This window comes from Nocardia wallacei, from assembly GCF_029868745.1.
Classification (GTDB): domain Bacteria; phylum Actinomycetota; class Actinomycetes; order Mycobacteriales; family Mycobacteriaceae; genus Nocardia; species Nocardia wallacei_B.
Genome location: NZ_JARWOP010000389.1, coordinates 1 through 4767 on the forward strand (window position 1 = coordinate 1; position 4767 = coordinate 4767).

The 4767-nt window shown below is 70.1% G+C and carries 7 protein-coding genes; all 7 read left to right on the plus strand.

Annotated features, from left to right (window positions below; genetic code table 11):
- The coding region (locus tag QH470_RS37640) for a hypothetical protein (RefSeq protein WP_280277176.1) at positions 1-625 on the plus strand (625 nt) is incomplete at its 5' end.
- Entirely contained in the window at positions 622-918 is a 297-nt protein-coding gene (locus QH470_RS37645) for a hypothetical protein (protein ID WP_024805544.1), read from the plus strand. The genes QH470_RS37640 and QH470_RS37645, both read left to right, overlap by 4 nt.
- The gene (locus tag QH470_RS37650; protein WP_195095976.1) at positions 918-1178 is read left to right on the plus strand and encodes a hypothetical protein; all 261 of its coding nucleotides are present in this window, start codon (positions 918-920) and stop codon (positions 1176-1178) included. The genes QH470_RS37645 and QH470_RS37650 overlap by 1 nt, the downstream gene beginning before the upstream one ends.
- A 13-nt stretch (positions 1179-1191) precedes the next feature.
- A complete protein-coding gene (locus QH470_RS37655) occupies positions 1192-1839 on the plus strand; it encodes a DUF8175 domain-containg protein (RefSeq protein ID WP_280277177.1) in 648 nt (215 codons plus the stop codon).
- A gap of 49 nt (positions 1840-1888) precedes the next feature.
- On the plus strand, positions 1889-2731 hold the full coding sequence (locus QH470_RS37660; RefSeq protein WP_280277178.1) for a DUF8175 domain-containg protein: 843 nt from the start codon (positions 1889-1891) through the stop codon (positions 2729-2731).
- Positions 2725-3564, plus strand: coding sequence for a DUF8175 domain-containg protein (locus QH470_RS37665; RefSeq protein ID WP_280277179.1), 840 nt, complete (start codon positions 2725-2727; stop codon positions 3562-3564). Before QH470_RS37660 ends, QH470_RS37665 begins: the two co-directional genes overlap by 7 nt.
- The coding region (locus QH470_RS37670; RefSeq protein WP_280277180.1) for a hypothetical protein at positions 3558-4767 on the plus strand (1210 nt) is incomplete at its 3' end. The genes QH470_RS37665 and QH470_RS37670, both read left to right, overlap by 7 nt.

Genomic DNA, 4767 nt, shown 5'->3' on the forward strand with positions numbered 1-4767 from the left:
GGACAGCCCCGCCGGCGCGGCGGGCGTCGTCGCCCCGCCGGAGTCCCGCCGCGCCCCCGTGTGGGAGCGTCCCGTGCCCGGCGCCGGGCGCGCCCCGCTGGTGTGGTTGCTCGGTGTCCACGGCGGCGCGGGCGCCAGCACCCTCGCGCACGTGCTCGCCCCCGCGGCGGATTCCCACCGGCGCTGGCCGGGCGTGCTCGAACGCGAATCGCCCTTCGTCGTGCTGGTCGCCCGCGAGACGATCGCCGGGCTGGCCCGCGCCCACGACCTGCTGCGCCAGCATCGCGCGGGGCTGGCCGGGCCGAGCGAGGTGCTCGGCCTGATCACCGTAGCCGCGCGGCCGGGCCGGATGCCCGCGGAGATTCGTCGCTACCGCGATGTGGTCGGCTCCCTGGCCGGCCGGGTGTGGCAGGTGCCGTGGCACGAGGAGTGGACGCTCGTCGAGCCCGATCAGCTGCCGGTGTGGTCGCCGTCCGATCCACCACCGCAGCAGAAGAAGCGCAAGCTCGATCCGCTGCAGGAAGTCCCGCACGACGTCGACGAGCTCGGCGCGAGCATCGTCGATCTGATACGCGAAAAAGTAACCAGCAGTTCGCACTTGGAAGAAGAAGAGGACGCTCGATGAGTACCATCCTGGCGGCCGTGCACGAGACGTACGGCGTTGTTCTCGCTCAGGTCGGAAATCCGACGCCCGAGGCGCCCCCGGCCTCGGAGAAATTGCTCAAATTGGTGCGGTACTTCACGTGGTTCGTACTGCTGTCCGGGATCCTCGGAATCACCTACGCGGGAGGCAAATTCGCATGGGAGAAGTGGACGGGTGGCGGCCTGGAGTCGCCGAAGATGGTGGCGGGCGCCATGATCGGCGGCATCATCGCGACGAGCGCCGGAACCATCATGAACGCGGTCATCGGTAGCTGATGACGGCCGCGACCGTGCTTGCCTACAAACAGATGCCGGCCGACGTGGTCGAGCCCGTCATGCAGCTGATCAACTGGCTGCTGTGGGTCGTGCTGTTGTTCTGCCTGGCCTGGATGATCATCTCGGCCGGGCGGCTGTGGTCGGCGATGCGCGACGACATGGCCGTGAACGACGCCTCCCACGGCATCGTGATGAGCCTGATCGGCGCGGTCGTGGCGAGTTCGGCGAGCGCGATCGCACTGACGCTACTACCGACGTGAACGGTGGGGTCCCATGACATCGGCCGAGATCGACGCACCCGCGCACCCCGTGCGCATCCGCCGAGCCGCCGCGGGCGTGCTCGGCGCCGCCGTGCTGGCGGCCGCCGGATGCGGCGGGAGTGGCGCCGGCGCGTCGCATCCGGATCCGCAGCGCCCGCCCACCGGCGTGCGCTGGCAGCCGTACCAGGGCGTCGCCCTGCCGGTGACCGATCAGGGCCCCAGAGACGATCGTGACGGCGCCGCAACCGGTTTCGACCGCTCCCCGGCGGGCGCGGCCGTCGCGGCCGTCACCCATTCCGTGCGTCTGGCGGTCGCCACCGACAGCCAGTGGCCGACGGTGGTCGCGCGGCAGGTCGTGCCCGGCCCCGCCCGCGACGAGTGGGCGGTGAACCGCGTCCGGCTGTCGATCACCGGGCCCGCGGCGGCACAGTACGCGCCGCGGGTGCTCGGCTACCGCATCACCGCTTACACCCAGGACAGCTCGAACGTGGATGTCTACACCGAATACTCCGACGGCTCACGCGCGGTGAACCACACCATCGTCGAATGGTTCGGAGCGGACTGGAGGTTACGACTGCCCGATCCGGACGCCGACACGCGTCCGGTCGACGACATCGACCGCGTACCCACCGACATCGTCACCCTGGAGGCCCCGACATGAGAGAGCGCAGCGAGCGCGGGCGGCTCCCACACGGCGGCGAGGGGGAGCCATGAGCGACAAGACCTCCACCCGGGCCTATTCCGGGGAGGACCGCGGCATGTCCTTCGGCGTCATCGCCTCCGCCGCGGTACTCGCATTGATCGTGGTCGTCGGCGTGTTCATGTATGTCGGGCGGGACGATTCGGGCGGCGACAAGCCCGCCGACTCGGTCCCGTCGCCCGCCGCGGGCACCGGGGCGACCGGGTTCGCCGCACCCACGGTCGACCTGTTCGGCCGCCGGGTCGACATCCCGAACAACCCTGCGGGACAACCGCTTTCGCAGGATCCGTCCCAGGAGAAGAGTCCCACCGACGACGATTGGCTGACCGCGGCGCCCACCGGCACCACCGACCCGCGCGGCTGGCAGCGCGTCTTCGGCGCCACGGTCCCCTTCTCCACCAGCGACGGCCCCACTCGGATCGACGAGCACGGCCTCGCCGTCGGCTATTCGCACACCCCGCAGGGCGCGGCCTTGGCGGCGGCGCAGATCACCTACCGCCTCAATGCCCGTCCCGCCGACCGTGCCCTGTACACGACGCAGGTGCGGGCGACGGATCAACAACTGGCCGCCTACGACAAAGCGCTGGACGGTGGAAAACTGCCGAAGCAGCAGCCGGAGCGGATCACCCGATATCTGGTCGCCCCGGACGCGTTCCGGGTCGAGAACTACGCCGACGACATGGCCATCGTGCGGCTGGCCGCGCGCGGCCCGGTGAACGACGGCAAGCAGCTGTGGGCCGCGGTGCGGCTGGTCTTGGTCTGGGACGCGGGGGACTGGCGGCTCAAGCCGACCGAGTCCAAGGGCTCACCGACCGAGTACATCGACTCGATCGCGGGGTGGACGACATGGTGAGCGGTCCGAACGGCGGAATCTCGCTGCGCCTACTGGGTTTCGCGGCGGTGCTGACCGTCACGCTCGCGGTGGCGGCGACCGTGGTGACGATGCGGCGCGACGGCTCGGCCGCGGCGTCGGGGAGCGGCCCGAGTCCGGTGGTGAGCACGAGCACGGTGGCCGCGCCGGCCCCGGCCGGTTTCGGCGCACCGGATGCCGACATGTTCGGCCGCCGCGTCGATCTCCCGAACGACCCCGCGGGACAGGCGCTTTCACAGGATCCTGCCGCGCAGCGGCGGCCCGACGACCCGCAGTGGCAGACGGCCGCGCCGAATCCCGCGCAGGGCGAAGGGATCTGGCAGCGCATCTTCGCCGGCCCGGTGGTGCGGTTCTCCGGTTCCGACGGCCCGAGCCGGGTCGAGGGCCGGGCGGCGGTGGGGTACGCCCGCACGCCGCAGGGCGCGGTGCTGGCCGCGGAACAGCATTACTGGCGTACCAACGCCAATCCGACCGACCGCGAGCTGCTGCTGCGGCTGGTGGCGGTGTCACCGGAGTACCTGGCCGAATACGATCGGCTGGTCGCCGCGGGCAAGGTGTCCGATCGCCTGCCCGAGAAGCTGACGCCGTTGTTATACGCCTCGGACGCGTTCCGCATCGATAGTTGGGATCCCGACCACGCGGTTGTCGAAATCGCGAGAAAGGCAAGAGAAGTCATCGATGGCCAACCGACATGGGTGGGCATGCGTCTTGCGGTCGTCTGGCGCGACGGCGATTGGAAGTTGACGGCTGTGGACGGGCAACAACTGGTCCGGATCGATTCACTGCGAAGCATCGAGGGGTGGACCACATGGTGAGGCGACTCGTCACGATCCTCGCGGTCGTGTTCACCGTCATGATCGCGACACCGACGGTGGCGTACGGACAGACCTACGGGTTCGACCAGACCTGCAACGAGATCCACGACGATCTCGACGGTCTCGGCCTGCCCGGGGTATCTCTCGGCGACGCCGCGTCGGCGGCGTGCAAGGCGGGTAACGCCGCGACGCATCCGGGCGACGCGGCCGGCGCCGTGCGCGACAAGGCGTGGGACTCCACCTTCGGCAAGGTGGTCGACTCGCTGATGAACGGGCTCGGGCAGGCGCTGATCCTGGCGCTGACCTTCTGGATGAAGGTGCCCAACGAGCGGATCAGCGACGGTGGTCAGCTGTTCCAGAAGATCAACGACTACACCTATCAGGCTCAGATACTGCTGCTCATAGTGTCGGTGATCCTGTCGGGCGCCAGATTGGCGGAGGCGCGCAGAGGCGCCGCGCTGAACGAGGCGGGTGAGTCGTTCAGAATGTTCGCCCGGGTGGTGTTCAGTTCCTGGATGCTGGGCGCGGTGATCGTGGCCGGTACGCAGGCCTCGGACCGGTTCGCCGCCTGGGTGATTCAGGACGCTACCGACGGCAACGCGAAGAACATCGCCGAGTTCATGGTGAAAACCGCCAAGCTGCAAGCGTTCTCGCCCGGCCTGGTGCTGATCATCGCGGTGGTCGGCCTGCTGGGCGCGCTCGCGCAGATCGTGCTGGCCATCGTGCGGCAGGGCCTGCTGGTGGTGGCCGCGGGCATGCTGCCGCTGGCGGCCGCGGCGTCGGGCACCGGGATGGGCAAGCAGTCCTATCCGAAGCTGCTGAGCTGGATCATCGCGTTCATGCTGTGGAAACCGGTGGCCGCCATCGTCTACATGATCGCGTTCATCGCCGTGGGCAACACCGACGAACTGACCTCGACGGCCGGGCTGCCCGACGCCGAGCAGGCGCAGCGCATGCTGGTCGCGATCGTGCTGCTGTGCAGCGTGGCCTTCGTGCTGCCCGCGCTGATGCGCCTGGTCGCCCCGACCGTGGCGATGATCGGCACCGGCGGTTCGGGTCTGGGCGCGACCGGCGGCCTGCTGCTGGGCGCGGCGGCCCTGGGCGCGGTGGGCACCAAGGCGGTCGGTGTGCGCAGCACCGCTTCGGCGGGCGCGCCCGGGTATGTGGGCCGGGGCGGCGGGCGTCCGCCCGGCGGCACCGGCC

Bases quoted from the DNA above. Each gene is read 5' to 3' on its own strand.
- QH470_RS37645 (WP_024805544.1), top strand. From the start codon at position 622: ATGAGTACCATCCTGGCGGCCGTGCACGAGACGTACGGCGTTGTTCTC.
- QH470_RS37660 (WP_280277178.1), top strand. From the start codon at position 1,889: ATGAGCGACAAGACCTCCACCCGGGCCTATTCCGGGGAGGACCGCGGC.
- QH470_RS37655 (WP_280277177.1), top strand. From the start codon at position 1,192: ATGACATCGGCCGAGATCGACGCACCCGCGCACCCCGTGCGCATCCGC.
- QH470_RS37665 (WP_280277179.1), top strand. From the start codon at position 2,725: ATGGTGAGCGGTCCGAACGGCGGAATCTCGCTGCGCCTACTGGGTTTC.
- QH470_RS37650 (WP_195095976.1), top strand. From the start codon at position 918: ATGACGGCCGCGACCGTGCTTGCCTACAAACAGATGCCGGCCGACGTG.